Origin of the sequence: Streptomyces sp. CB01373 (assembly GCF_002803075.1) — a bacterium.
Classification (GTDB): Bacteria; Actinomycetota; Actinomycetes; order Streptomycetales; family Streptomycetaceae; genus Streptomyces.
In genome coordinates this window covers 318,628-343,294 of the sequence record NZ_NNBK01000006.1, presented here as the reverse complement: position 1 = coordinate 343,294, position 24,667 = coordinate 318,628, and the positions used below count along the sequence as shown (strand labels likewise).

At 71.3% G+C, this 24,667-nt stretch carries 24 protein-coding genes; 10 read left to right on the top strand and 14 right to left on the bottom strand.

The features are described from left to right. Nucleotides 1-147: 147 nt before the first annotated feature. The 3 genes from CG719_RS12105 to CG719_RS12095 all read right to left on the bottom strand — a co-directional run bounded on the left by CG719_RS12105 (nucleotide 148) and on the right by CG719_RS12095 (nucleotide 2,586). Nucleotides 148-753 carry a TetR/AcrR family transcriptional regulator gene (locus CG719_RS12105; RefSeq protein ID WP_100568564.1) on the bottom strand — a complete coding sequence of 202 codons (606 nt, stop codon included), beginning with the start codon at nucleotides 751-753 and terminating at the stop codon, nucleotides 148-150. Beyond that, a complete protein-coding gene (locus CG719_RS12100) occupies nucleotides 750-1,577 on the bottom strand; it encodes a sugar phosphate isomerase/epimerase family protein (protein WP_100568563.1) in 828 nt (275 codons plus the stop codon). The genes CG719_RS12105 and CG719_RS12100 overlap by 4 nt, the downstream gene beginning before the upstream one ends. Before the next feature lie 82 nt (nucleotides 1,578-1,659). Continuing rightward, on the bottom strand, nucleotides 1,660-2,586 hold the full coding sequence (locus CG719_RS12095) for a Ppx/GppA phosphatase family protein (RefSeq protein ID WP_100568562.1): 927 nt from the start codon (nucleotides 2,584-2,586) through the stop codon (nucleotides 1,660-1,662). A 112-nt stretch (nucleotides 2,587-2,698) separates the two neighbouring features. On the opposite strand from CG719_RS12095, the gene CG719_RS12090 reads away from it, so the two are divergent. Continuing rightward, a complete protein-coding gene (locus tag CG719_RS12090; protein WP_100568561.1) occupies nucleotides 2,699-3,538 on the top strand; it encodes a hypothetical protein in 840 nt (279 codons plus the stop codon). Between the two features lie 513 nt (nucleotides 3,539-4,051). Here the strand turns inward: CG719_RS12090 and CG719_RS12085 are convergent. After that, nucleotides 4,052-5,869: a BACON domain-containing protein gene (locus CG719_RS12085; protein WP_234375523.1), complete on the bottom strand. Its 1,818-nt coding sequence runs from the start codon at nucleotides 5,867-5,869 to the stop codon at nucleotides 4,052-4,054. Between the two features lie 162 nt (nucleotides 5,870-6,031). Between CG719_RS12085 and radA the strand changes: the two genes are divergently transcribed. Together radA and disA are read left to right on the top strand one after the other, a co-directional pair. Then, nucleotides 6,032-7,441 (top strand): DNA repair protein RadA, encoded by a 1,410-nt coding sequence (radA, locus tag CG719_RS12080; RefSeq protein WP_100568560.1) that lies wholly within the window; start codon nucleotides 6,032-6,034, stop codon nucleotides 7,439-7,441. Between the two features lie 82 nt (nucleotides 7,442-7,523). Then, a complete protein-coding gene (gene disA / locus CG719_RS12075) occupies nucleotides 7,524-8,648 on the top strand; it encodes a DNA integrity scanning diadenylate cyclase DisA (protein ID WP_100568559.1) in 1,125 nt (374 codons plus the stop codon). Between the two features lie 79 nt (nucleotides 8,649-8,727). Here disA and CG719_RS12070 read toward each other — a convergent pair whose 3' ends face one another. Next, complete coding sequence (locus CG719_RS12070) at nucleotides 8,728-9,594, bottom strand: hypothetical protein (protein WP_100568558.1); 867 nt, start codon at nucleotides 9,592-9,594, stop codon at nucleotides 8,728-8,730. Between the two features lie 203 nt (nucleotides 9,595-9,797). Here CG719_RS12070 and CG719_RS12065 point away from each other — a divergent pair, with 203 nt between their 5' ends. From CG719_RS12065 to cseC, 5 genes are all read left to right on the top strand, one after another. Beyond that, entirely contained in the window at nucleotides 9,798-10,784 is a 987-nt protein-coding gene (locus CG719_RS12065) for an A/G-specific adenine glycosylase (protein ID WP_100568557.1), read from the top strand. Between the two features lie 377 nt (nucleotides 10,785-11,161). Further along, complete coding sequence (locus CG719_RS12060) at nucleotides 11,162-11,701, top strand: SigE family RNA polymerase sigma factor (RefSeq protein WP_100568556.1); 540 nt, start codon at nucleotides 11,162-11,164, stop codon at nucleotides 11,699-11,701. After that, a complete protein-coding gene (locus tag CG719_RS12055) occupies nucleotides 11,689-12,354 on the top strand; it encodes a hypothetical protein (protein ID WP_100568555.1) in 666 nt (221 codons plus the stop codon). The genes CG719_RS12060 and CG719_RS12055 overlap by 13 nt, the downstream gene beginning before the upstream one ends. Before the next feature lie 203 nt (nucleotides 12,355-12,557). Further along, on the top strand, nucleotides 12,558-13,259 hold the full coding sequence (gene cseB / locus CG719_RS12050; protein ID WP_100568554.1) for a two-component system response regulator CseB: 702 nt from the start codon (nucleotides 12,558-12,560) through the stop codon (nucleotides 13,257-13,259). An 11-nt stretch (nucleotides 13,260-13,270) separates the two neighbouring features. Beyond that, on the top strand, nucleotides 13,271-14,623 hold the full coding sequence (gene cseC / locus CG719_RS12045; RefSeq protein WP_100568553.1) for a two-component system sensor histidine kinase CseC: 1,353 nt from the start codon (nucleotides 13,271-13,273) through the stop codon (nucleotides 14,621-14,623). 4 nt (nucleotides 14,624-14,627) lie between these two features. On the opposite strand, the gene CG719_RS12040 is transcribed toward cseC, so the two are convergent. The 3 genes from CG719_RS12040 to CG719_RS12030 all read right to left on the bottom strand — a co-directional run bounded on the left by CG719_RS12040 (nucleotide 14,628) and on the right by CG719_RS12030 (nucleotide 17,302). After that, on the bottom strand, nucleotides 14,628-15,071 hold the full coding sequence (locus CG719_RS12040; protein WP_100568552.1) for a VOC family protein: 444 nt from the start codon (nucleotides 15,069-15,071) through the stop codon (nucleotides 14,628-14,630). A gap of 58 nt (nucleotides 15,072-15,129) precedes the next feature. Next, nucleotides 15,130-15,576, bottom strand: a complete 447-nt coding sequence (locus CG719_RS12035; RefSeq protein ID WP_376493334.1) for a helix-turn-helix transcriptional regulator — start codon at nucleotides 15,574-15,576, stop codon at nucleotides 15,130-15,132. Between the two features lie 133 nt (nucleotides 15,577-15,709). Continuing rightward, nucleotides 15,710-17,302, bottom strand: coding sequence for an MDR family MFS transporter (locus CG719_RS12030; protein ID WP_100568550.1), 1,593 nt, complete (start codon nucleotides 17,300-17,302; stop codon nucleotides 15,710-15,712). 151 nt (nucleotides 17,303-17,453) lie between these two features. Here CG719_RS12030 and CG719_RS12025 point away from each other — a divergent pair, with 151 nt between their 5' ends. Further along, nucleotides 17,454-18,053: a TetR/AcrR family transcriptional regulator gene (locus tag CG719_RS12025; protein ID WP_199836607.1), complete on the top strand. Its 600-nt coding sequence runs from the start codon at nucleotides 17,454-17,456 to the stop codon at nucleotides 18,051-18,053. Nucleotides 18,054-18,112: 59 nt separating this feature from the next. On the opposite strand, the gene CG719_RS12020 is transcribed toward CG719_RS12025, so the two are convergent. Both CG719_RS12020 and CG719_RS12015 read right to left on the bottom strand, forming a co-directional pair. After that, complete coding sequence (locus tag CG719_RS12020; protein ID WP_100568549.1) at nucleotides 18,113-18,685, bottom strand: M23 family metallopeptidase; 573 nt, start codon at nucleotides 18,683-18,685, stop codon at nucleotides 18,113-18,115. A 425-nt stretch (nucleotides 18,686-19,110) separates the two neighbouring features. Then, nucleotides 19,111-21,636, bottom strand: coding sequence for an ATP-dependent Clp protease ATP-binding subunit (locus CG719_RS12015; protein ID WP_100568548.1), 2,526 nt, complete (start codon nucleotides 21,634-21,636; stop codon nucleotides 19,111-19,113). 453 nt (nucleotides 21,637-22,089) lie between these two features. On the opposite strand from CG719_RS12015, the gene CG719_RS12005 reads away from it, so the two are divergent. Further along, complete coding sequence (locus tag CG719_RS12005; RefSeq protein WP_100568547.1) at nucleotides 22,090-22,779, top strand: SCO3374 family protein; 690 nt, start codon at nucleotides 22,090-22,092, stop codon at nucleotides 22,777-22,779. On the opposite strand, the gene CG719_RS12000 is transcribed toward CG719_RS12005, so the two are convergent. From CG719_RS12000 to CG719_RS11985, 4 genes are all read right to left on the bottom strand, one after another. Beyond that, nucleotides 22,758-23,093 (bottom strand): histone-like nucleoid-structuring protein Lsr2, encoded by a 336-nt coding sequence (locus tag CG719_RS12000; RefSeq protein WP_100568546.1) that lies wholly within the window; start codon nucleotides 23,091-23,093, stop codon nucleotides 22,758-22,760. The two genes, CG719_RS12005 and CG719_RS12000, sit on opposite strands and share 22 nt — an antisense overlap. Before the next feature lie 217 nt (nucleotides 23,094-23,310). After that, nucleotides 23,311-23,844 carry an amino-acid N-acetyltransferase gene (locus CG719_RS11995; RefSeq protein WP_100568545.1) on the bottom strand — a complete coding sequence of 178 codons (534 nt, stop codon included), beginning with the start codon at nucleotides 23,842-23,844 and terminating at the stop codon, nucleotides 23,311-23,313. A 9-nt stretch (nucleotides 23,845-23,853) separates the two neighbouring features. Continuing rightward, nucleotides 23,854-24,318 (bottom strand): BlaI/MecI/CopY family transcriptional regulator, encoded by a 465-nt coding sequence (locus CG719_RS11990; protein WP_234375522.1) that lies wholly within the window; start codon nucleotides 24,316-24,318, stop codon nucleotides 23,854-23,856. A 160-nt stretch (nucleotides 24,319-24,478) separates the two neighbouring features. Beyond that, a complete protein-coding gene (locus CG719_RS11985; protein ID WP_100568543.1) occupies nucleotides 24,479-24,667 on the bottom strand; it encodes a hypothetical protein in 189 nt (62 codons plus the stop codon).

Below are 24,667 nucleotides of genomic sequence, written 5' to 3'. Positions count from 1 at the left end.
CGTCGCTCGCTCCTTCGGGAAGTTCCGCCGGACAGCAGGAAGGCGCCGGCGGAGTTCTGGCTCAGTCGAGCCTACGCCGGTCATCCAGGGATCGGGACGGGCTGTCCGAAATGCGGGACGCGTGTCTCGGGGGCGGCCGGCCGGGTCTCACTCCCCCGTGAGATGCCGCTGCACCACCGGTGCCACCCGCGCGATGATCTGCTCCACGTCCGCCGACGCCAGCGGCTCCGCCTTGATCACGTACCGCAGGATCGCGCACCCCACCAGCTGCGCGGCCGCGAGCTCGGCGCGCAGCTCCGCGTCGGGCAGGTCGAACCGGCCTGCGATGCGCCGCAGCAGCTGCGAGACGATCAGACGGCGGAAGACGGCGGCCGCGGTGTCGTTGCTCAGTGCGGAGCGGACGATCGCCAGCAGCGGCGTGCGGGTGGCCGGTCTCTCCCAGATGCCGAAGAAGAACCGGGCGAAGCGCTCTCCGACACCGTCGAGCGGGCCGTCCACGAGCGCCTCCGGCGCGCTCAGCGCGGGTGCGAGGACGACCTCGATCGCCGCTTCGAACACCTGCTCCTTGGTGCCGAAGTAGTGGTGGACCAGGGCGGAGTCGACTCCGGCGGTCTTGGCGATGCCCCGCACCGAGGTCTTCTCGTAGCCGCGCTCGGAGAACTCCTCGCGGGCCGCGGTCAGGATGCGGTCGCGGGTGTCGGCGGCCTCCTCGCGGCGGGGGCGGCCACGGCGGCGGGCGGTGGCGCCGGTCATCGCCGGGGCACCTTCACCGCGGAGGCCAGGTGCAGCCGGGTGAAGGCCAGGGCCTCGGCGAGGTCGGCCTCGCGCTCGGCGCTGGACATGGCCCGGCGGGTGTTGACCTCGATGACGACATGGCCGTCGAAACCGCCGAAGGCGAGACGTTCCAGCAGTTCGGCACAGGGCTGGGAGCCACGGCCCGGCACCAGGTGCTCGTCCTTCGCCGACCCCCTGCCGTCGGCGAGGTGCACATGGCCGAGCCGGTCGCCCATGCGGTCGACCATCTGGAGCGTGTCGGTGCGGGCCGTCGACGCATGGCTGAGGTCGATCGTGAAGTGGCGGTAGTCGTCCTTGGTGACGTCCCAGCCGGGGGCGTACGCGAGCATCTCGCGGTCGCGGTAGCGCCAGGGGTACATGTTCTCCACCGCGAAGCGCACATCCGTCTCGCTCGCCATCCGCCAGACCCCTGCGACGAAGTCACGGGCGTACTGGCGCTGCCAGCGGAAGGGCGGGTGGACCACGACCGTGCTCGCGCCGAGCTTCTCCGCGGCCGCTCTGGCGCGCTGGAGCTTGGTCCAGGGGTCGGTCGACCACACCCGCTGGGTGATCAGCAGACAGGGGGCGTGCACGGCGAGGATCGGTATCCGGTGGTAGTCGCTGAGTCTGCGCAGCGCCTCGATGTCCTGGCTGACCGGGTCGGTCCACACCATGACCTCGACGCCGTCGTATCCGAGGCGTGCGGCGATCTCGAAGGCCGTCGCCGTCGACTCCGGGTAGACGGAGGCCGTCGAAAGAGCGACCTTCGCATCCGGAATGCGTACGGGTTCGGGTTCCACCACGAGGGACAGGTTACGGGGTGCGACGGACGGGGGCGGGGCCGTCGGCCGCCGTTGTGGCCTTCGTCATCCGTCGTGGCTCTCGTCAGCCCATGTGGTCGAGACGCCGGAGTATCACGCCCTCCCTGAGGGCCCACGGGCATATCTCCAGCCGTTCCACACCGAAGAGGTCCATCGCGCCCTCGGCGACCAGGGCGCCCGCCAGAAGCTGTCCGGCGCGGCCGTCGGAGACACCGGGGAGTTCACAGCGCTCGCCGGCCGTCATGCCGGACAGCCGCGGCACCCACGCCTCCAGGGACTCCCGCTTCAGCTCCCGCTGCACGTAGAGGCCCTCGGCCGAGCGGGGGGCGCCGGCCAGCCTGGCGAGCTGCTTGAAGGTCTTCGAGGTGGCGACGACGTGGTCGGGGGCGCCGAAGCGGCTGAACTCGCCGACCGTCCGCGCGATCTCGGTACGCACATGGCGGCGCAGCGCCCTGACGTCCTCCGTGGTGGGCGGGTCGCCGGGCAGCCAGCCGGCGGTGAGCCGGCCCGCGCCGAGCGGCAGCGACACGGCCGCGTCGGGCTCCTCGTCGATGCCGTACGCGATCTCCAGTGAGCCGCCGCCGATGTCCAGGACCAGCAGTTTCCCGGCCGACCAGCCGAACCAGCGGCGGGCGGCGAGGAAGGTGAGGCGGGCCTCCTCCGCGCCGCTGAGCACCTGGAGCCTGACCCCGGTCTCCTCCTGCACTCGGGCGAGGACGTCGTCGGCGTTGCCCGCGTCGCGCACGGCGGAGGTGGCGAACGGCAGCAGGTCCTCGACGCCCTTGTCCTCGGCGGCCTGGAGCGCTTCGCGGACCACGGCGACGAGGCTGTCGACGCCGTCGGAGCCGATCGCGCCGCTCGCGTCGAGCAGCTGGGCGAGGCGCAGTTCGGCCTTGTGCGAGTGCGCGGGCAGCGGGCGTGCGCCGGGGTGGGCGTCGACCACCAGCAGGTGCACCGTGTTCGAGCCCACGTCGAGGACACCGAGTCTCATGGACAGAAACGCTACTGCCATCTGGGATGCCATCCGTCGCCGGTGTCCTTCCTGCGTGAGGCGCCGCACGGGACGGTCCCGGCCCGGACGCCCGGCGACTTACCCTGGACGGGTGCCAAAGACGAAAAAGGCGAAGACCGATAAATCGGCGAACCCGGCGAACCCGGCGGAAGCGGTGAAGCCGAAGAAGCGGGGCGCGCAATCCGACGAGAAGGGCCTCGACTTCGCGCGCGCGTGGGTGGAGTTCCCGGACCCGGCGGACGACGAGCAGGTCTTCCGCTGCGATCTGACCTGGCTGACCTCTCGTTGGACCTGCGTCTTCGGAAGCGGCTGCCAGGGCATCCAGGCGGGCCGTGCGGACGACGGGTGCTGCAGCCTGGGCGCCCACTTCTCCGACGAGGACGACGAGAAGCGGGTCGCCGAGCACGTGGCGAGGCTCACACCGGACATCTGGCAGAACCATGCCGAGGGCAGGGAGAACGGCTGGGTGTCCGAGGACGAGGAGGGCTCCCGGCAGACGCGTCCCTTCCAGGGCTCGTGCATCTTCCAGAACCGGCCCGGCTTCTCGGGCGGCATGGGGTGCTCGCTGCACATCCTGGCTCTGAGAGAGGGCCGCGAGCCGCTGGAGACGAAGCCGGACGTGTGCTGGCAGCTGCCGATCCGGCGGACCTTCGAGTGGATCGACCGGCCCGACGACACCCGCGTGCTGCAGGTGTCGATCGGCGAGTACGACCGCAGGGGCTGGGGTCCGGGCGGCCACGACCTGCACTGGTGGTGCACCTCGGCGACGTCGGCGCACGGCGCGGGCGAGCCGGTGTACGTCTCCTACCGGGCGGAGCTGACCGAGCTGATGGGCGGGGCCGGCTACGACCGCCTGGTCGAACTGTGCGAGGAGCGTCTGGCCTCCGGCCTGCCGCTGCTGGCACCGCACCCGGCGGACCCGGCCGTGTGAGTCCGAGGGCGCGTATGCGTTTCCGTCCGAGGGCCGACGCCTGAGAGCCCGTCCGAGGACCAGCGCCTCAGTGCCCGTCCGAGGACCAGCGCCTCAGTGCCCGTCCGACGACCGGCGCCTGCATGCCCGTCCGACGACCGCGCCTCAGTGCCCGTCCGAAGACCGGCGCCTGGGTGCCCGTCCGAAGACCGGCGCCTGGGTGCCCGTTCAAAGGCCCGTGCCTGAACATCCCTACGGCGGCCGGTGCCTCAGGGCCCGTCCGGCGGCCCGTCGGCCACCGCGGCGGTGGCTCGCCGGAGGACGGCTGCCGTCGGAGGGCACGCCCAAGGTCCGTCGGCCGCGGCCACCTCGCCGGACGGCACGCCTGAGTTCCGTCGGCCGCGGCCACCTCGCCGGAAGGCGGGCTGCCGTCGGAAAGCCTGCCTCAGGGCCTTCGGCCGCCGTCACAGCGGCTCGCCGCAAGGCACCGTCGGCGGTCGGATCCGATCGCCGGGGGCAGCCCTGGGCTGCCCCTTACCGGCGGCCGCCGCCCGCCGAGGCCGGGGCCGGGCAGCCGCGTTCGCGCTTGCCGTGCCGGCCCGCGCCGTCGCACGCCGTGCCCTCACGCCGTCCCTCTCCCCGCCGGCCCTCGGAAGGGCTGGGCGGGTCGTCGCCCGCGGTCGACGGGGGCGGGGTGTCCGGGTCCGTCGGCGACGACTCGCCGGGCGTGGGCGTGGGATCGGGCGACTCCGGCGGGTCGGTCGGGGTGGGTGTGGGCTCGGAGGGCGCCGAAGGAGTCGGCGTGGGGCGCGGACCGGACGTGGGCGGGTCGGCCGGATGCCCGGCCCCGCGTCCGGAGGGGCTGGGCGCGGTGCCGTAGCCGTCGATGGAGACGACGGCACCGGCGGGCGCGATCGCCACCCGTGCGCTCCAGCGGCCGGAGGGCTCGCGCAGATGGTCGACGTGGACCTTGATCGTCAACGACTCGCCGGGCCGGAGGGTGCCCGAGGAGCGGCTCAGGTAGAGCCAGTGCGCCCCGGTGGACGCGGACCAGTCGACCGGGCCGGGCCCCGCGGCGGTGAGGGTGATCAGGGTGGTGTCGCCGGTGTTGTCCGCGCTCACCGTCAGACGGCCGTCCCTGTGGCCGGTGCCCGTGACGCTGATGACCTCCACGGAGACGTCGGGCCGGCCGCTGGTGTGGAAGCGGGTGTCGGGCCCGGCTCCCGCGTTGCCGGTGTTCTCGTAGCCTTTGCCGCCCTCGCCGCCCAGGACACCGGGGCCGTGCCCGTCGTGCGTGCCCGCGGCGGAGCCCCCGTGGCCATGCTCGGCCGGGCTGCCGCGGTAGGCGGCCCACAGGGCCAGCACCGGCGCGGCCACCACCGTCGCCACCACCGTGGTCGTGACGGCACGCGCGCGGAGACGGTCCCTGCGGGCCGCGTGGTCCTTGGGGTCCATCGGGAATCCGCGCCGGTCGAAGCGGGGAGCGGTGCTCCGCGCGCGCGGGTGGTGGGCCAGGGCCTTGACCAGGGCCGCGCGGGGTGCGGGCAGCACGGGCAGCTCGGCGGGGGTGACGGTGGCGCCGGGCCACTGACCGGACACGGCGCGCTCGGCGGTGCGGCGGCACCGCGGGCAGTCGTCGACGTGCCGCACGAGCTCGCCCCGCAGTGCCGTGCCGAGCACGAGCCGGCTGTCCCCGGTGAGCCGGGACACGCTCGGGCAGGTGCCGGTCTCCACGACGGCGAGCGCCGCGCGGGTGCGCTCCACCTCGCAGGCGGCCGCGGCGAGCAGTTCCCGCGTGGCGGCGGGGCCCATGCCGAGGACGGCGGCGACCTCGTGGGCGGCGAGGTGGTGGCGTACGGCGAGTTCGAGCGCCTCGCGCTGCTCCGGGGTGGTGCCGGCGGCCTCCGGCCAGGCGAGCTGGGCGAGTTCGCGGCGCCGCTCCCGCTGGACCTCGTCGGGCACCGGCGGCGGCACGGTCCGCCCGGCCGTGTGCCGGTCGCCGCCGGTGCGGCCCGCGGCGTGCGTGCCCGGACGTTTCTGCCTGGCCTCGGCCAGCTTGCGCAGGCACGCCCAGCGGGCCAGCGCGTACAGCCAGGCCCGGCGCTCGCCCGCGGTTCCGGGTCCGCGCTGCCCGCGCCGCTCGGCGAACGCCAGCGCGTCCCCGAGGGCGGCGGTCGCCGCCTCGTGGTCGCACAGCACGGACAGGCAGTAGGTGAACAGGCCGTCGAGGTAGGGCTCGTAACGCGCGGGCGGTCGCTGCGCCACGGCGTGCGCGGCAGCGCGATCACGCGCCTCGCGGTGCGCCCGGTGCGCACCGGGCGTGCGGGTCGAGGTGTCCGGGCTGCGGCTCATCACCTGTGCGACCGTAAGCCCCGCAGGATCGTCCCTCTGTGCACCTTGAGCACTTTTAATCCGTACGGGTGAAACGATCCCTCATAAGGGGAACGGAACCCAGGGTTCCAAGACCGGACCGAGCCCGCCGGGCTGTCAGTGGTTGCGGCTACGGTTTCCTTCATGGCTGCCCGTACCAAGACCACCAAGGACCGACCGTCCTACCGCTGCACGGAGTGCGGCTGGCAGACGGCCAAGTGGCTCGGCCGCTGCCCCGAGTGCCAGGCCTGGGGGACCGTCGAGGAGTACGGCGCGCCCGCGGTCCGTACGACGACGCCGGGCCGGGTCACCACCTCGGCCGTGCCCATCGGCCAGGTCGACGGCCGCCAGGCCACCGCCCGCTCCACCGGCGTGCCCGAACTCGACCGGGTCCTGGGCGGCGGGCTGGTCCCCGGTGCCGTCGTCCTCCTCGCCGGTGAACCCGGCGTCGGCAAGTCCACGCTGCTCCTCGACGTGGCGGCCAAGTCCGCCAGCGACGAGCACCGCACGCTGTACGTCACGGGCGAGGAGTCCGCGAGCCAGGTCCGCCTGCGCGCCGACCGCATCGGCGCCATCGACGACCACCTGTATCTGGCCGCCGAGACGGATCTGGCCGCCATCCTCGGCCACTTGGACGCGGTCAAGCCCTCCCTCCTCATCCTCGACTCGGTGCAGACGGTCGCCTCGCCCGAGATCGACGGCGCGCCCGGCGGCATGGCACAGGTGCGCGAGGTCGCGGGCGCCCTGATCCGCGCCTCCAAGGACCGCGGCATGTCCACGCTCCTGGTGGGCCATGTCACCAAGGACGGCGCCATCGCGGGCCCGCGCCTGCTGGAGCACCTGGTGGACGTGGTGCTGCACTTCGAGGGCGACCGGCACGCGCGCCTGCGCCTGGTCCGCGGCGTCAAGAACCGCTACGGCGCGACGGACGAGGTCGGCTGCTTCGAACTGCACGACGAGGGCATCACGGGCCTGGCCGACCCCAGCGGCCTGTTCCTGACCCGCCGGGCGGAGCCCGTCCCCGGCACCTGCCTGACGGTCACCCTGGAGGGCCGCCGCCCCCTGGTCGCTGAGGTGCAGGCACTCACCGTCGACTCCCAGATCCCCTCCCCGCGCCGTACGACGTCCGGTCTGGAGACCTCCCGGGTCTCGATGATGCTGGCCGTGCTGGAGCAGCGGGGCCGGATCAGCGCGCTCGGCAAGCGGGACATCTACTCGGCGACGGTCGGCGGGGTGAAGCTCTCCGAGCCGGCCGCCGACCTCGCGGTCGCCCTCGCGCTGGCGTCGGCGGCGAGCGACACCCCGCTGCCGAAGAACCTCGTCGCGATCGGCGAGGTGGGCCTGGCGGGCGAGGTCAGACGCGTCACCGGCGTGCAGCGCCGGCTCGCCGAGGCCCACCGCCTGGGCTTCACGCACGCCCTCGTACCGGGCGACCCGGGCAAGGTCCCGTCGGGAATGAAGGTCCTGGAAGTGGCCGACATAGGGGACGCGCTGCGGGTCCTGCCCCGCTCGCGTCGCCGGGACGCCCCACGGGAGCAGGAGGAGCGCCGGTAGACTTTGCCCTGGTCTCGCCCGTCCGTACGAACCGAGTGTGCGAAACGGCAGCGCCCGAAGAACCTGCGACCGGAGGAGTGCAGTGGCAGCCAACGACCGGGCAGCAGCTCCCGGAAAGTCCGGCGGGAGTTCCGGCACCGATGGCCTGATGCGCGCCTCCCTGAGCGCCGTGGCACCCGGTACGGCCCTGCGGGACGGCCTCGAACGGGTGCTCCGCGGCAACACCGGCGGACTCATCGTGCTCGGCTCCGACAAGACCGTGGAGTCGATGTGCACGGGCGGTTTCGTGCTGGATGTCGAGTTCACGGCGACCCGGCTGCGGGAGCTGTGCAAGCTGGACGGCGGCATCGTGATCTCGTCCGACCTGTCGAAGATCCTGCGGGCGGGCGTGCAGCTGGTCCCGGACCCGACGATCCCGACCGAGGAGACCGGCACCCGGCACCGCACTGCGGACCGGGTGAGCAAGCAGGTCGACTTCCCGGTGGTCTCGGTCTCGCAGTCCATGCGGCTGATCGCCCTCTACGTCGACGGCCAGCGCCGTGTCCTGGAGGACTCCGCGGCGATCCTCTCCCGCGCCAACCAGGCCCTGGCGACCCTGGAGCGCTACAAGCTCCGCCTGGACGAGGTGGCGGGCACGCTGTCGGCGCTGGAGATCGAGGACCTGGTGACGGTCCGGGACGTCTCGGCGGTCGCGCAGCGCCTGGAGATGGTGCGCCGCATCGCCACCGAGATCGCCGAGTACGTGGTGGAGCTGGGCACCGACGGCCGTCTCCTGGCCCTTCAGCTCGACGAGTTGATCGCGGGCGTGGAGCCGGAGCGCGAGCTGGTGGTGCGCGACTACGTCCCCGAGCCCACCGCCAAGCGCTCCCGCACCGTCGAGGAGGCCCTGGCCGAGCTGGACAAGCTCTCCCACGCCGAGCTGCTCGAACTGTCCACCGTCGCCCGCGCCCTGGGCTACACCGGCTCTCCGGAGACCCTCGACTCGGCGGTCTCCCCGCGCGGCTTCCGTCTGCTGGCCAAGGTGCCCCGGCTGCCCGGCGCCATCATCGACCGCCTGGTCGAGCACTTCGGCGGCCTGCAGAAGCTGCTCGCCGCGAGCGTCGACGACCTTCAGACGGTGGACGGCGTGGGCGAGGCGCGGGCGCGGAGCGTCCGCGAGGGCCTGTCGCGGCTGGCGGAGTCGTCGATCCTGGAGCGCTACGTCTGACCGGCACCGGCCTCGGCCGGCCGCCTCAGGCCTCTACGGCCGCCCTCGGCACGGTCCGCGCCGGTCCGTCCGGGCCCGCTCAGTCCTCCGACAGCACGAACGACGTCCGCAGCTTCGCGTACCCCGGCACCTTCGCCTCGACCAGGTAGGTGCCCGCCCGGGCCGACCCGGCCGGAGGCGTCGCGCACTGCGGGGCGCTCGGCTTGCGGTCCCACCGGACGGTGTAGGTGAAGCCGCTGCCCGCCGACACCCGGTACAGCCGGCTCCCGGCCGTCTTGGGGCAGTCGGCGGAGGACCAGTAGGCGGAGCTGCTCTCGGCCTGACTGACCGTCACCACAGCGGACTTGGGCCCGAGATCGACCTTGCAGTCGCCGCCGGAGGAGTTCGCGGCGACCAGCTCGAACTCCGGCGTCTGGCCGGGCCCGTAGGAGTTGCGCACGCTGCGCAGCGTCAACTTGACCGCGCCCGACGTGCAGTTGGGCAGCGAGCTGCCGGCCGGCAGCACGGCGCCCGGGCCGCCGCCGCTGGCGCCGCCCTCGTCCCCGCCGCCACCGGACCCGCCGGAACCGGCGCCGCCCCCGTCCCCGCTGCCACCGGAGCTGTCGGAACCGCCGGCGTCACCGGTGCCGCCCGTCCCCGAGCCCGATCCCGAGCCTGATCCCGAGTCCGACCCGTCGGAGTCACCGCCGCCGGACTCGTCCCTGCCGCCGGGGTGTTGGCTGATCGCGGGACCGGAGCCGGAGGGTCCCGGCGTGATGGTGGAGGCGGAGGGCCCCGGATGCTTGTCGTTCGGCCCGCCGCCGTCGGTCTTGCGGCCCCCGCCCCCCAGGGGGGCGATCCAGGCGATCAGCAGCGCCAGCAGGGCGACCACGGACAGCATGATGACCCGCCGTCGCCAGTAGATGGAGGCGGGAAGCGGACCGACCGGATTGCGCAGAGATCCCACGGCCCAAACTGTACGAGAGATCGTCGGCTTCCCCGGCCCCACCCGCCGGGCCGACGACAACTTTTCCGGATCATCATCACGACAACACCCGTACGCGCGGCCCTCTTTGGCCCCACCGTGACCCCGCGGGCACGGTCCGTGACGACACCGGCCCGCGCCGGGTCACACGGCCACCCATCCCCACGTGGCAGGATCGGAAGGCCATGACTGCGCCCACACTGCCCCCGCACAGCGGCCCCGACACCCCGGCCCACGCCGCCGGTGCCCGTCCGGGCACCGGCACGCCCACCGGTGCCGAGGCCTCCGGCACCGCCCTCGGCCCGACTCTGCACACCCAGGTCATCACCTGGTTCGACGACCACGCCCGCGACCTGCCCTGGCGACGCCCCGACGCCGGCGCCTGGGGCGTGATGGTCAGCGAGTTCATGCTCCAGCAGACGCCGGTGAGCCGTGTGCTGCCGGTCTACGAGCAGTGGCTCGACCGCTGGCCCCGGCCCGCCGACCTCGCCAAGGAGGCACCCGGCGAGGCCGTCCGCGCCTGGGGCCGGCTCGGCTACCCGCGCCGCGCCCTGCGCCTGCACGGCGCCGCGGTCGCCATAACGGAACGGCACGGCGGCGACGTACCGACCGAGCACGCCCAACTGCTCGCCCTGCCGGGCATCGGCGAGTACACGGCCGCGGCGGTCGCGTCCTTCGCCTACGGTCAGCGGCACGCCGTCCTGGACACCAACGTCCGCCGGGTGCTGGCCCGCGCGGTCACCGGCGTGCAGTACCCGCCGAACGCCACCACCGCCGCCGAACGGCGCCTGGCACGTGCCCTGCTGCCCGAGGACGAGGGGACGGCGGCCCGCTGGGCGGCCGCCTCCATGGAGCTCGGCGCGCTGGTGTGCACGGCGAAGAACGAGTCGTGCCCGCACTGCCCGATCGCCGGACACTGCGCCTGGCGGCTCGCGGGCAAGCCCGCACACGACGGGCCGCCGCGCCGCGGACAGACGTACGCGGGCACGGACCGACAGGTCCGCGGCAAGCTCCTCGCCGTGCTGCGCGAGGCCCACGCGCCCGTCCCGCAACCGGTGCTCGACCGGGTCTGGCACGAGCCCGTCCAGCGGGCCCGGGCCCTGGACGGGCTCGTCGCGGACGGCCTGGTGGAGCCGCTGCCGGGCGGGCTGTACCGACTGCCGCTGACCTGACCTCCCGTCATCCCACACCTGACACCCCGACACCTGGCACCTGCCACCTGACCGTTAGTCACTCCTCAAGCCCGCCCCGACTTCGGAGTGCGACGCGAGTGTTCGTGTCACACGCTCGCCCGTCACCCGACCTCCCAAATCGCCCCCAAAATGGACAAATCAAGGCGCGTTCTTAGCCCCGTCCTACTTCCGTTACACAACCGCCGCACAGCCGAGGGCTGCCCGCAGGCTGCTTCGGACAGCGCCGTGACAACGCCTCCGTACCTTCAGTTGCGTGCCGGACAGGCACCGGACGGCTGCCGACCACAGCCCGTCCGCTCAGGGTGTGGAGACCGGCGGCAGGCGGGCCGGGAAACGGGGATCGGAGGCGGTCGTAGATGGCGCAGGGTGAGGTGCTCGAGTTCGAGGAGTACGTGCGTACCCGGCAGGACGCGCTGCTGCGCAGTGCGCGCCGGCTGGTCCCGGACCCGGTCGAAGCCCAGGACCTGCTCCAGACGGCACTCGCACGGACCTACGGCCGCTGGGAGGGCATCGCCGACAAGCGGCTCGCGGACGCCTATCTGCGCCGCGTGATGATCAACACGCGTACCGAGTGGTGGCGGGCCCGGAAGCTGGAGGAGGTCCCCACCGAGCAGCTCCCGGACGCCCGCGTCGAGGACTCCACCGAGCAGCACGCCGACCGCGCGCTCCTCATGGACATCCTGAAGGTGCTCGCTCCCAAGCAGCGCAGTGTCGTGGTGCTGCGACACTGGGAGCAGATGTCCACGGAGGAGACGGCCGCCGCCCTCGGCATGTCGGCGGGTACGGTCAAGAGCACGCTGCACCGGGCGCTCGCCCGGCTCCGCGAGGAGCTGGAGGCCCGCGATCTGGACGCACGCGCGCTGGAGCGTGAGGAGCGGGAGCGTTGCGCGGCCTGACCGGCAGGGATGCGGGCCCCGGGCCCTCGCGGGCCCGGGACACCGTCAAGGCGGCGATCACGGCGACGGCCGTGTTCGCCGCCCTCGCCCTTTCGGCGTCCGCCTGCGGCACCGGGGGAACCGGCGCGCGCGACGAGGGCCCGGCCCACTCCGGCTCGGTCGCGGGCGCCGTCCCGTCCCCCTCCCCCGACCCCACCGGCCGGGCCCAGCGGATGGACCCCGTCCGGCTGATCAAGGACGACCCGCAGGTCTCGGCCGCGGTCAAACGCGGTCTCAAGCCGTGCGTGGCCGACGAGTACCCCGTCGACGTGTCGTACGGCGACCTGACCTCCGGATCGGCCGACGACATCGTCATCAACGTGCTGACCTGCGGAGACGCGGTGGGCGTCGGCGCCTATGTGTACCGCGAGCAGGGGGGCAGGTACGAGAACGTCTTCAAGGCCGAGGAGCCCCCGGTCTACGCCGAGATCGACCGCGGCGACCTGGTGGTGACCAAGCAGGTGTACGCGCGGGGGGACCCGGTGTCGAGTCCGTCCGGCGAGGACGTGATCACGTACCGCTGGTCGGCGGGCCGGTTCACCAAGGAGTTCAGCACGCGCAACGAGTACAGCAAGACCATCGGGGGCGGCGCGACGGTGGCCCCCGGCCGCTGATGCCGACGGTGGCATGGGGCCGGGCGGCGGGGTTGCGGACGCTGGACGGCGGGCGCGCGACAATGGCGAGGGCGTGCGTATCGGGGCCGCCGCTCCGGTCTCATGGCGCACACGCCGTCCCCTGGAGCGCATGACGTCTCCTGAAACACACGACGTCTTCTGAAACGCACGACGAGAAGCAGACGAGGACTGAGAGCACCCGAATGGCAGAACAGACCCACGTCCTGTTCGTCGAGGACGACGACGTGATCCGCGAGGCCACACAGCTCGCCCTGGAGCGGGTCGGCTTCGCGGTCACGGCGATGCCCGACGGGCTCTCGGGCCTGGAGGCGTTCCGGGCCAGTCGGCCGGACATCGCCCTGCTGGACGTCATGGTCCCCGGCCTCGACGGGGTCAGCCTGTGCCGCCGCATCCGCGACGAGTCGACCGTTCCGGTGATCATGCTGTCCGCGCGGGCGGACTCGATCGACGTGGTGCTCGGCCTGGAGGCGGGCGCCGACGACTACGTGACCAAGCCGTTCGACGGCGCCGTCCTGGTCGCCCGCATCCGCGCGGTGCTGCGCCGCTTCGGGCACGCCGGCGGCGTCCGGGCGGAAGCGGACCCCGCCCCGGTGGACGGCGGGGTGCTGAGCTTCGGCGACCTGGAGGTCGACACCGAGGGGATGGAGGTGCGCCGGGCCGGGCAGCCGGTGGCGCTCACGCCCACGGAGATGCGGCTGCTGCTGGAGTTCTCCTCGGCGCCGGGCACGGTGCTCTCCCGGGACAAGCTCCTGGAACGGGTGTGGGACTACGGCTGGGGCGGCGACACCCGTGTGGTCGACGTCCATGTGCAGCGGCTGCGTACGAAGATCGGCCAGGACCGGATCGAGACGGTCCGCGGTTTCGGCTACAAGCTCAAGGCCTGAGCGGGGCGGTCATGCCGGGGATCTCACGGCGCCTGCTCCCCCAGCGCCTGGAGCGGGCGGACATCCGTACGGGGCTGAGGTGGAAGCTCAGCGCGGCCATCGCGCTGGTCGGCGCGCTGGTGGCGGTCGCGCTCAGCCTGGTCGTGCACAACGCGGCCCGGGTGTCGATGCTGGACAGTGCGCGGGACCTGGCGGACGAGCGGGTCCAGATCGCCCAGCGCAACTTCGAGCTGTCGGGGCGGCCGAACTTCCCGGGCATCAGGATCGACGACCCCGAGCTGCCCTTCGAACTGCGGGAGAAGGTGGAGCAGGGGCGGCGGGCGACGTACGTCGCCGACCACACCGGAAGGCTGCCCGACATCTGGGCGGCCGTACCGGTCAAGGACGGCCATGTGCTGTCCCTGCACACGCACTTCACCGACCGCAGCACGAACATCCTCAACGACCTCGACCAGGCCCTGGTCATCGGATCCATCACGGTCGTCCTCGGCGGCAGCGCGCTGGGCGTGCTCATAGGGGGCCAGCTCTCCCGCCGGCTGCGCAAGGCGGCGACCGCGGCCAACCAGGTCGCCAAGGGCGAGACGGACGTACGGGTGCGGGACGCCATCGGGGGTGTCGTACGCGACGAGACCGACGACCTGGCGCGGGCGGTGGACGCGATGGCGGACGCGCTCCAGCAGAGGCTGGAGGCGGAGCGCCGGGTCACGGCGGACATCGCGCACGAGCTGCGCACCCCGGTGACCGGGCTGCTGACGGCGGCCGAGCTGCTGCCGCCCGGGCGGCCGACGGAACTGGTCCTGGACCGTGCGAAGGCCATGCGCACGCTGGTGGAGGACGTGCTGGAGGTCGCCCGGCTCGACGGCGCCTCGGAGCGGGCCGAACTCCAGGACATCGTGCTGGGCGAGTTCGTCACCCGGCGGGTGGCGGCGAAGGACCCGGACATCGAGGTGCGGGTGGTGCACGAGTCGGAGGTCACCACCGATCCGCGGCGGCTGGAGCGGGTGCTGTTCAACCTGCTCGCCAACGCCGCGCGGCACGGCAGGCCGCCGATCGAGGTGACCGTCGAGGGGCGGGTCATCCGGGTGCGCGACCACGGCCCCGGCTTCCCCGAGGACCTGCTCGCCGAAGGGCCGAGCCGGTTCCGCACCGGCAGCACGGACCGCGCCGGGCACGGCCACGGTCTCGGCCTGACCATCGCAGCTGGTCAGGCCCGCGTCCTCGGCGCCCGCCTGACCTTCCGCAACGTCCGCCCCGCGGGCGCCCCGGAACACATCCCGGCCGAGGGCGCGGTCGCCGTACTGTGGCTGCCGGAACACGCGCCGACCAACACGGGCAGCTACCCGACGCTCCCGCGGGGAAACTGAGCTCTCAGCTCCAGTCCTTGTCCAGGTCCAGGTCCCCCTCGCGCCGCTGGGTGAAGGAGAACCAGTTGCCCGAGTCGTCGCGGAAGAGCGCCTCGGTGCCGTAGGGGCGCTCCTGCGGTTCCTGGAGGAACTCCACCCCGCGGTCCTTGAGCCTCTTGTAGTCGCCGTGGATGTCGTCGGTGGCCAGCACTCCCGCGCCCAAGGCGCCCTTGGCGACCAGCTTCCTGACCATCTCGGCGGACTCGGGGTCCATCGCGGGCGGCCCGGGAACCATGAGGGTCAGCTCGACGTCGGGCTGGTCGGGGGCGCCGACGGTGAGCCAGCGCATCCCGCCGTCCCCCATGGTCATGTCCGTACGGATCTCCAGGCCGAGCTTCTGCGTGTAGAACTCCTTGGCCCGGTCCTGGTCGAGGACCCAGACGGTGGTGATGGCGATCCCCTTGATCATGGCTTTCTCCCGGCGGTTGCGAGGTGCTGTTTCCCTGCCACGGTAGGCAGCGCCGCGGTCAGCCCGCTTCTTCGGAATTGCTCCGCCGCTCCCGGGCCGAGCCGGGCCGGAAACCGCCGGCCCAGAGCATGGCGTAGCACCCGGGGATGAGCGCGGCCCCACGGCCGACGTGCCGTGCGCGGTACTCACTCGGGGTGAGCCCCGTCCAGGCCTTGAACCGGGTCGAGAACGTGCCCAGGCTGCTGAAGCCGACCAGGTTGCAGATCTCGGTCACCGACAGGTTCGCGGTGCGCAGCAGGTCCTCGGCCCGCTCGATGCGGCGGTGGGTCAGGTACTGGCCGGGCGTCTCGCCGTAGGCCTCCTTGAAGGCCCGTATGAAGTGGTAGCGCGAATACCCGGCGTGGGCCGCGACCGTGTCCAGGTCGAGGTCCGGGTCCGCCCAGTCCCGGTCCATGGCGTCCTTGGCCAGCCGTAGCTGCCGCATCCTGCCCGCCACCGCTTCCATACGCCGATGGTGGCACGGGGCACTGACAACCGGCCGGGGCTCGGGGACGGCACCCGGCGGCGGCTCGGGGGCAGCACGCGGGCACGCGGAAGGTCCCCGGCACCGTGTGGTGCCGGGGACCTTCCGTGATGGTTCAGACCGTCTCCGCGACGCCATCGGGGGCTGCCGCGCCGTCCTTGGACTCCGGCTCGGCCGCGGCCGGTCCCGCTCCCCTCAGGGGGACCTCCTTGACGAACACCGCCGCCAGGAGCGCGGCCACCGCCACCACGGAACCCAGCAGGAACGCCGAGTGCGTGCCGGCGGACACCGCGTGCTGGTAGGCCTCGCGGGCCTGGGCCGGCAGCTTGGCGAGGCTCGCCGCGTCGAGCTGCGCGGACTTCTCGGTGATCCCGCGGCCCAGGGCGCCGGCCCGCTCGGCCATCTCGTGCTGGACGCGGTTGTTGAACAGCGCGCCCATGATCGCGACGCCGAAGGAGGAGCCGAGCGTACGGAAGAGGGTGGTGGACGAGGAGGCCACGCCCATGTCCCTCAGCTCCACGCTGTTCTGCGCGACCAGCATGGTGATCTGCATCAGGCAGCCCATGCCCGCGCCCAGGACGGCCATGTAGAGGCCGGAGGTGAAGCGGGTGGTGCCGGTGTCCATGAGGGACAGCAGGTACAGCCCGGCGATCATCAGCACGCTGCCGACGACCGGGAAGACCTTGTACCGGCCGCTGCTGGTGGTGACCCGGCCCGCGATCAGCGACACGACCATCATCGCGGCCAGCATCGGCAGGAGCAGCAGACCGGAGTTGGTCGCGGAGGCGCCCTGCACCGACTGCTGGTAGAGAGGCAGGAAGAGCACCGCGCCGAACATCACGAAGCCGGTGATGAAGCCGATCAGCGACATCAGGCTGAAGTTGAGGCTGCGGAAGATGTGCAGCGGCAGGATCGGCTCGGCGGCCCTGGTCTGCCAGAGCACGAACCCGACGAGCGCGGCGACACCGATGGCGATCAGTTCCATGATCCGCGCGGAGGTCCAGGCGTATTCCGAACCACCCCAGGTGGTGACGAGCACGATGGAGCTGATGCCGACGGTCAGCAGCACGGCGCCCAGGTAGTCGATCCGCGCCTGGGAGCGCTTCTTCGGCAGGTGCAGTACGGCGCTGATCGCGACGAGCGCCACCGCGCCGAGAGGGAGGTTGATGTAGAAGGACCAGCGCCAGCCCCAGTTGTCGGTGATCGTGCCGCCGACCAGGGGGCCGCCGATCATCGCGAGCGCCATGACGCCGGCGATCATGCCCTGGTACTTGCCGCGCTCCCGCGGCGGTATCAGGTCGCCGATGATGGCCATCACGCCGACCATCAGACCGCCCGCGCCGAGACCCTGAATGGCGCGGAAGCCGATCAGCTCGCCCATGTTCTGGGCCATGCCGCTCAGCGCGGAGCCGATCAGGAAGATGACGATCGAGGTCATGAAGGCGCCCTTGCGCCCGTACATGTCGCCGAGCTTGCCCCACAGCGGGGTGGCGGCGGCGGTCGCCAGGGTGTAGGCGGTGACGACCCAGGACAGGTGCTGAAGGCCGCCGAGTTCACCGACGATCGTCGGCATCGCGGTGCCCACGATCATGTTGTCGAGCATCGCGAGCATCATCGCGATCATCAGGGCGAGCAGGACGACCCGCACGCTCCTGGGTTGCTTGCCGGCCTGGGCCGTCTGCGGCCCGTCCTTCACGGTGTCAGCCATCCGTCCTACTCCCCCAGCCGATTGGTACTTACTTGCCGACCGGCAAGTTGACTACACTCTGGAAAGTAGACCCTTAACTAGCCGGTCGTCAAGTAAGTTTTGCCGGCCGGCCGGCAGGCAAGGTGTCCAGGGAGCACGGAGGAGTACGAGGATGGATGTCACGATGGACGGCACCAGGCAGCAGCAGCGCCGCGGGAACACCCGCCAGCGCATCCAGGACGTGGCACTCGAACTCTTCGCCGAGCAGGGCTACGAGAAGACCTCGCTGCGCGAGATCGCCGAGCGCCTCGACGTCACCAAGGCCGCTCTGTACTACCACTTCAAGACGAAGGAAGAGATCCTCGTCAGCCTGTTCGAAAGCCTCACCCGGCCGATGGAGGACCTGATCGAGTGGGGCCGGCTTCAGCCCCACACGCTGGAGACCAAGCAGGAGATCGTCCGCCGCTACGACCAGGCGCTCGCCGGCGCGGCACCGCTGTTCCGCTTCATGCAGGAGAACCAGGCGACCGTACGGGAGCTGCGCATCGGGGACACCTTCAAGGACCGGATGCGCGGTCTGCGGGACATCATCATCGACCCGGGCGCGAGCCTGGCCGACCAGGTCCGCTGCGTCAGCGCCATCTTCACGCTGCACGCCGGGATGTTCGTCATGCAGGACATCGAAGGCGACCCCGAGGAGCGGCGCAAGGCCGTCCTGGAGGTCGCCATCGACCTGGTGACCCAGGCGCACCGGGGCACGCAGGAGGCCTGACACGACCGCCGCCCCGCTGTTGGCCAGCGGGGCGGCGGTTCGGTGCGGTGTCCGTCCGGTCAGACCGCCACGCCGTGCGAGCGCAGGTAGGCGAGCGGGTTGAGCGCGGAGCCGTAGTTCGGCGTGGTGCGGATCTCGAAGTGCAGGTGCGGGCCGGTGGAGTTGCCGGTGTTGCCGGACAGGGCTATGTGCTGACCGGCGCCCACGACCTGGCCGACCCTGACGTCGACGCGGGACAGGTGGGCGTACTGGGAGTACGTGCCGTTGGCGTGCTTGATGACGACGGCGTTGCCGTAGGCGGGGCCGTCGCCGGCGCCGTTGGAACCGGCCTTGACGACGGTGCCGCCGTGCGCGGCGACGACCTTGGTGCCGGTCGGCACGGCGAAGTCCTGGCCGCTGTGCTTGTGCGCCCAGTGACCGCCGGCCTGGTTGAAGCCGGCGCTGAGCGCGAACTGCTTCACCGGCGCGGTCCAGGCGACGGCCGACTGCGCGGCGGCGGGCGCCGTGTTGTCGGCGGCGGACGCTACTCCCGCACCCAGGGCGACGGAGACCCCCAGACCGGCGGCCAGAACGGCGGCGCGGGTACGGAGCTTGGTCGTACGGGCGGAGCGGGACGTGGCGCGCTGGAACATCAATACCTCTGGAGGTCGGGGACATGAGAACCACCCGGACGCATGTGCCTTCGCCGGGCGGGCCATCCCTTGGTAACCCCGCCGGTCACCGACGTTCAAACACCCCCACTACGACAGAAAATAGTAAGAGAGGGCAGTGTCGTACGTCTCTTGACGTCTTCCGCATTCAGTACAAATGCCACATATAGGGGCTCACGCACAGCATTCCACCGCCCTGAATATCCGCTTTTCGCCCCCTGTTTCCACTAAGCGCCGTAGTACGGCCCGGAGGGCTTGTGTGCCTTGTCACCGGGGAGCGGGGGTGGGCGCCCTTCCCTTGTGACGGAGGCCATGTGGCCCACGTCTCAGGGGGACACCCGGACACGCGGGCACGCGAGAGGGGCCGGTGCCCGAAGGCACCGGCCCCTCTCGGTTGTCGCTGAGGCTTACGCCTCCTTGCTCAGGTTCGGTCCGGATCCACCGGCCGCCTGCTCGATCGGCGGGACGTCCGGCAGCGCGGACTTCTCCTCACCGCGGAAGGTGAAGGTCTGGGACTCGCCCTCGCCCTCGGTGTCCACGACCACGATGTGACCGGGGCGCAGCTCGCCGAAGAGGATCTTCTCCGAGAGCGTGTCCTCGACCTCGCGCTGGATGGTCCGGCGCAGCGGCCGGGCGCCCAGAACGGGGTCGTAGCCCTTCTTGGACAGCAGCTCCTTGGCGGACTGGGAGAGCTCGATGCCCATGTCCCGGTCCTTCAGGCGCTCGTCCACCTTGCCGATCATCAGGTCGACGATCCGCAGGATGTCGGCCGGCGTCAGCTGCGGGAAGACCACCACGTCGTCGACGCGGTTGAGGAACTCGGGCCGGAAGTGCTGCTTGAGCTCGTCCGACACCTTGTTCTTCATGCGCTCGTAGTTGGTCTTCGTGTCGCCCGAGGCGGCGAAGCCCAGGTTGAAGCCCTTGGAGATGTCCCGGGTGCCGAGGTTGGTCGTCATGATGATGACCGTGTTCTTGAAGTCCACGACCCGGCCCTGGGAGTCGGTCAGGCGACCGTCCTCCAGGATCTGCAGCAGCGAGTTGAAGATGTCCGGGTGGGCCTTCTCGACCTCGTCGAACAGGACGACCGAGAACGGCTTGCGGCGCACCTTCTCGGTGAGCTGGCCGCCCTCCTCGTAGCCCACGTAGCCGGGGGGCGAACCGAAGAGGCGGGAGACCGTGTGCTTCTCGCTGAACTCCGACATGTCGAGGGAGATCAGCGCGTCCTCGTCGCCGAAGAGGAACTCGGCGAGCGCCTTGGACAGCTCGGTCTTACCGACACCGGACGGGCCGGCGAAGATGAACGAGCCACCCGGACGCTTCGGGTCCTTCAGACCGGCGCGCGTACGGCGGATCGCCTTGGAGAGCGCCTTGACGGCGTCCACCTGGCCGATGACCCGCTTGTGGAGCTCGTCCTCCATGCGGAGCAGGCGGCTGGACTCCTCCTCGGTCAGCTTGAAGACCGGGATGCCGGTGGCCGTGGCGAGGACCTCGGCGATCAGCTCGCCGTCGACCTCGGCGACGACGTCCATGTCGCCGGCCTTCCACTCCTTCTCGCGCTTGGCCTTGGCGGCCAGGAGCTGCTTCTCCTTGTCGCGCAGGGAAGCGGCCTTCTCGAAGTCCTGCGAGTCGATCGCGGACTCCTTGTCCCGGCGGACGCCGGCGATCTTCTCGTCGAACTCGCGCAGGTCCGGCGGCGCGGTCATCCGGCGGATGCGCATCCGGGAGCCGGCCTCGTCGATCAGGTCGATCGCCTTGTCCGGCAGGAAGCGGTCCGAGATGTACCGGTCGGCCAGGGTGGCGGCCTGGACCAGCGCCTCGTCGGTGATGGAGACGCGGTGGTGCGCCTCGTACCGGTCGCGCAGGCCCTTGAGGATCTCGATCGTGTGCGGCAGGGACGGCTCGGCGACCTGGATGGGCTGGAAGCGGCGCTCCAGGGCCGCGTCCTTCTCCAGGTGCTTGCGGTACTCGTCCAGGGTGGTGGCACCGATGGTCTGCAGCTCACCGCGGGCCAGCATCGGCTTGAGGATGCTCGCCGCGTCGATGGCGCCCTCGGCGGCACCCGCACCGACCAGCGTGTGCAGCTCGTCGATGAACAGGATGATGTCGCCGCGGGTGCGGATCTCCTTGAGCACCTTCTTCAGGCGCTCCTCGAAGTCACCGCGGTAGCGGGAGCCGGCGACCAGGGCCCCGAGGTCGAGGGTGTAGAGGTGCTTGTCCTTGAGGGTCTCGGGCACCTCGCCCTTGACGATGGCCTGGGCGAGGCCCTCGACGACGGCGGTCTTGCCGACGCCGGGCTCACCGATCAGCACCGGGTTGTTCTTGGTGCGGCGGGACAGCACCTGCATGACCCGCTCGATCTCCTTCTCGCGCCCGATGACCGGGTCGAGCTTGGACTCGCGAGCGGCCTGGGTGAGGTTCCGGCCGAACTGGTCGAGGACCAGGGACGTCGAGGGGGTGCCCTCGGCAGGGCCGCCGGCGGTGGCGGTCTCCTTGCCCTGGTAACCGGAGAGCAGCTGGATGACCTGCTGCCGCACCCGGTTGAGGTCTGCGCCCAGCTTGACCAGGACCTGGGCGGCGACGCCCTCGCCCTCACGGATCAGGCCGAGCAGGATGTGCTCCGTGCCGATGTAGTTGTGGCCGAGCTGAAGGGCCTCCCGGAGCGACAGCTCCAGAACCTTCTTGGCACGCGGGGTGAAGGGGATGTGGCCGGAGGGGGCCTGCTGGCCCTGGCCGATGATCTCCTCCACCTGCTGGCGGACCGCCTCGAGCGAAATCCCGAGGCTCTCAAGGGCCTTGGCGGCGACACCCTCACCCTCGTGGATCAGGCCCAGGAGGATGTGCTCAGTGCCGATGTAGTTGTGGTTGAGCATCCGGGCTTCTTCCTGAGCCAGGACGACAACCCGCCGCGCGCGGTCGGTGAACCTCTCGAACATCGTTAATCGCTCCTCAGAGCGGTCAGGCAGTGGGGGGGAACTTCCCCTCCCTGTCCTTCCGCAGCTTAGTCCCGCAAGCGGGGACCGCTCATTCCAACTGCCGACACCGGACCGAGAACCAACGCTGCCTCCTGACCCCGAACGCCGACAACTGCTCCAACCCGATAGTGCGAGACGATGTTCCCGCAGGCCAGGCAGTTACCCCAGTCGCCAGTACGCCGATGGCGAACGTGAGACTCCGCTGCCCGGGTGCCGTCTGCGTGTCGCCCCCTCCCACTAGGCATGTCTTACCCGCACCGACTGACAATGCATGCCGAGTGCCCGGGTTCCCTCAGCTATGGGCGAACAACCTTGCGCCCTTTCCCGCCCCCGCGGACCCCTCTTCTTCGGCACACTTCGCAAGCGAACCGGTACCGAGCGTGACTCCGGTGCGTTTCGGGTGGTTTCCCAGACATGGTCGGCAGCCCTTCCACGGTCCCCGTTCCGGTTCCTTCTCCCCGTCGGCCGCCGGCCCCCGGCGACCGGGAGCGGGACTGGGGGCATGGGCGGCACTGGTACGAGAACGAACTGGGCTGGGCCACGGTGCCCGGAGTGCCGCTGCGACTTGTCGTGGGCCGCCGTTTCGACGTGCTGGACGTGCCCGCCGAGGCCGGACGTGCGGCGCTGCGCCATCTGAGGCCCGGCTCTCCGGTGGCCGCGCGGGGGGACCGGATGGGGCTGCTGGTGGCCGCGGGAAGCGCGGAGGAGCTGCCGGGGCTGCTGGAGTGGCTGGAGTGGGGCCCGTCGGCGCTCGGCCTGGACGTGGTGGCGCTGGGCGCGGGCTCGCTGATGGACGCGCCGCCGCCTCCGGGCGCCGGTCCGCTCGGGCCGCGGCCGCTCAGCCCCGGCCGCTCCGGTTCGCGCTCGGCTTCACAGGGGGCCGCCGTGTGGCTGCGGCCCCCCGGGCCCGGGTGCGAGGTCGAGGCCTCGCTGCCGACGTTGTCGGCCATGGGGGGCCGTGGGGGCGCCCCCGATCTCGTACGCCTGGTGGACACGGTGGCGACACACGTCCACCGGATCCGGCTGCGGCGCGCGTGCGCCCAGCCGTTCCCGTTCCGCGAGGGGCAGACATCGGCCCCTGATCAGCCGTTGGCCTTCTCGTAGGCCTCGCGAATGGTCGCGGGGACCCGGCCGCGGTCGTTGACCTCGTAGCCGTTCTCCTTGGCCCAGGCGCGGATCTGCGCGGTGTCCTGGCTGCCGCCGGCAGCGGCACGCGCCTTTCCGCGTCCGCCCGAAGCACGGCCACCGGTACGCCGGCCGCTCTTGAGGTACGGCTCGAGAAGACCACGGAGCTTGTCCGCATTGGCAGTGGTGAGATCGATCTCGTAGGTCTTGCCGTCCAACGCGAACGTCACGGTCTCGTCCGCCTCGCCGCCGTCGAGGTCGTCGACAAGAAGGACCTGAACCTTCTGTGCCACCGGATTTCCTTTCATCGATAACGTGAGGACCGGGGATGGTCGGCGTCCGCCCGATTCGCCGTCCCCTGTTATATGCAGTACAGCAGTACGCCGGAAAGCAAACCGCTTTTGCGGGAAAAACACAAACCCCTGGGAGAGACCGGGCACTCACCCCGTCCGGAAACATGCGCGTTTCGGACATAGGGAACACGGGCATGCCGGCCCGCGGGAATGTCGATCACAGATGCAGAAGCATCCGGCTGTTGCCCAGGGTGTTCGGTTTCACTCGTTCGAGACCCAGGAACTCCGCGACGCCCTCGTCATAGGAACGCAGCAGCTCCGCGTAGACATCGGCGTCGACGGGCGTCTCGCCGATCTCCACGAAGCCGTGGTTGGTGAAGAAGTCCACTTCGAAGGTCAGACAGAATACGCGGCGAACGCCGAGCAGACGTGCCGTCTCCAGCAACTTCTCCAGCAGCCGATGCCCCACGCCGGCGCCCTTCAGACCCGGCTTCACCGCGAGAGTGCGCACTTCCGCCAGGTCTTCCCACATCACGTGCAGTGCGCCGCAGCCGACGACCTCGGCGTTGTCGTCCCGTTCGGCGACCCAGAACTCCTGGATGTCCTCGTAAAGCGTGACCGTCGCTTTGTCGAGCAGGATGCGCCCGCGAACGTAGGCGTCCAGCAGTCCGCGCACTGCGGGGACATCGCCGGTCCGGGCCCGTCGGACGGTGATGGATTTTGCGGTCTCTTCGGGGCGTTCTACGGACATGAGCGGACGCTATCGCCCGTGGTCGTCCCGCGCCGAACCGGGGTTCTCGTCACGGGTATCCGGGGCTTCGCCGGTATCCGGAGCTCGGGCGGTATCCGGGACTTCACCGGTGACTTCGGATGCGCCGGTTCCCCCGATGGCGCCTTCGGCGGTGCCTTCGACGATGCGTACGGCATCCCGCAGGGCCTGCCGCTGTTCGTCGCTCATCATCCCGAAGAAGGCGACGAGAGCGGCGGCGGCGTTGTCGCTCTGGGACCAGGCGTCGTTCATCAGTGCGGCGGCGTAGGCGGCACGGGTGGAGACGGCCTCATATCGATAGGCCCGGCCCTCGGCTTCGCGGCGCACCCAGCCCTTGTGATGGAGATTGTCCAAAACGGTCATCACCGTGGTGTACGCGATCGACCTCTCCCGCTGAAGGTCTTCCAGGACTTCTCGAACGGTCACCGGGCGGTTCCACTTCCACACCCGCGTCATGACCGCGTCTTCGAGTTCTCCAAGAGGTCGAGGCACAACTCAGCACCCTAGTAGGAGATCCCGGCAATGGCGTGCTGAACTACACCATCAGTGTCAAACGCGAACAAAAAGGGCGTACGACCCCGTGGTGAAGTTCTCTCACACGGGGTCGTACGTCGTTTCAGGCGTCGGTGGGCGCACCGGCCGCGGTGGCCTGGGAGCCGCTCTGGGCGCGCGCGAGGGCGGCGTCCACGGCCGCGTCCTCCTTGGCCTTGGCGGCCCCGCCCTGGGTCTTCACGATCACCCTGACCAGAGCGATGAAGAACGCGGCCATGACGACCGGGGGAACGAGTGCGGAGACGTAGTCCAT

Excerpts from the sequence above, each read along its gene's own strand:
- CG719_RS12060 (WP_100568556.1), top strand. The coding sequence starts at position 11,162 with ATGGCGCAGGGTGAGGTGCTCGAGTTCGAGGAGTACGTGCGTACCCGG.
- CG719_RS12030 (WP_100568550.1), bottom strand. The coding sequence starts at position 17,302 with ATGGCTGACACCGTGAAGGACGGGCCGCAGACGGCCCAGGCCGGCAAG.
- CG719_RS12105 (WP_100568564.1), bottom strand. The coding sequence starts at position 753 with ATGACCGGCGCCACCGCCCGCCGCCGTGGCCGCCCCCGCCGCGAGGAG.
- cseC (WP_100568553.1), top strand. The coding sequence starts at position 13,271 with ATGCCGGGGATCTCACGGCGCCTGCTCCCCCAGCGCCTGGAGCGGGCG.
- CG719_RS12035 (WP_376493334.1), bottom strand. The coding sequence starts at position 15,576 with ATGGAAGCGGTGGCGGGCAGGATGCGGCAGCTACGGCTGGCCAAGGAC.
- CG719_RS11985 (WP_100568543.1), bottom strand. The coding sequence starts at position 24,667 with ATGGACTACGTCTCCGCACTCGTTCCCCCGGTCGTCATGGCCGCGTTC.
- CG719_RS12065 (WP_100568557.1), top strand. The coding sequence starts at position 9,798 with ATGACTGCGCCCACACTGCCCCCGCACAGCGGCCCCGACACCCCGGCC.
- cseB (WP_100568554.1), top strand. The coding sequence starts at position 12,558 with ATGGCAGAACAGACCCACGTCCTGTTCGTCGAGGACGACGACGTGATC.
- CG719_RS11995 (WP_100568545.1), bottom strand. The coding sequence starts at position 23,844 with ATGTCCGTAGAACGCCCCGAAGAGACCGCAAAATCCATCACCGTCCGA.
- radA (WP_100568560.1), top strand. The coding sequence starts at position 6,032 with ATGGCTGCCCGTACCAAGACCACCAAGGACCGACCGTCCTACCGCTGC.
- CG719_RS12085 (WP_234375523.1), bottom strand. The coding sequence starts at position 5,869 with ATGAGCCGCAGCCCGGACACCTCGACCCGCACGCCCGGTGCGCACCGG.
- CG719_RS12015 (WP_100568548.1), bottom strand. The coding sequence starts at position 21,636 with ATGTTCGAGAGGTTCACCGACCGCGCGCGGCGGGTTGTCGTCCTGGCT.
- CG719_RS12095 (WP_100568562.1), bottom strand. The coding sequence starts at position 2,586 with ATGAGACTCGGTGTCCTCGACGTGGGCTCGAACACGGTGCACCTGCTG.
- CG719_RS12020 (WP_100568549.1), bottom strand. The coding sequence starts at position 18,685 with ATGTTCCAGCGCGCCACGTCCCGCTCCGCCCGTACGACCAAGCTCCGT.
- CG719_RS12040 (WP_100568552.1), bottom strand. The coding sequence starts at position 15,071 with ATGATCAAGGGGATCGCCATCACCACCGTCTGGGTCCTCGACCAGGAC.
- CG719_RS12025 (WP_199836607.1), top strand. The coding sequence starts at position 17,454 with ATGGATGTCACGATGGACGGCACCAGGCAGCAGCAGCGCCGCGGGAAC.
- CG719_RS11990 (WP_234375522.1), bottom strand. The coding sequence starts at position 24,318 with ATGACGCGGGTGTGGAAGTGGAACCGCCCGGTGACCGTTCGAGAAGTC.
- CG719_RS12005 (WP_100568547.1), top strand. The coding sequence starts at position 22,090 with ATGGTCGGCAGCCCTTCCACGGTCCCCGTTCCGGTTCCTTCTCCCCGT.